The organism is Bradyrhizobium cosmicum, assembly GCF_032290525.1.
Classification (GTDB): Bacteria; Pseudomonadota; Alphaproteobacteria; order Rhizobiales; family Xanthobacteraceae; genus Bradyrhizobium; species Bradyrhizobium cosmicum_A.
In genome coordinates, this window is the sequence record NZ_JASXTA010000652.1 from 1 (window position 1) to 231 (window position 231).

The 231-nt window shown below is 69.7% G+C and carries 1 protein-coding gene; it reads left to right on the forward strand.

Annotated elements, in window-relative coordinates:
* On the forward strand, positions 1–231 hold a 231-nt coding region (locus tag QSV46_RS41225; RefSeq protein ID WP_314964572.1), incomplete at both ends, for a chromate transporter.

Below are 231 nucleotides of genomic sequence, written 5' to 3' on the forward strand. Positions count from 1 at the left end.
GTGCAGAACTTCGGCTGGCTCGCGCCCGGAGAGATGCTGGACGGCCTGGGCATGGCCGAAACGACGCCGGGCCCGCTGATCATGGTCACGCAGTTCGTGGGCTTCATGGGCGCCTTCCGCGACGCGGGCAGCCTGCCGCCGCTGCTGGCCGGAACCCTGGGGGGGCTGCTGACCACCTGGGTCACCTTCGTCCCCTGCTTCCTGTGGATCTTCCTGGGCGCGCCCTTCATC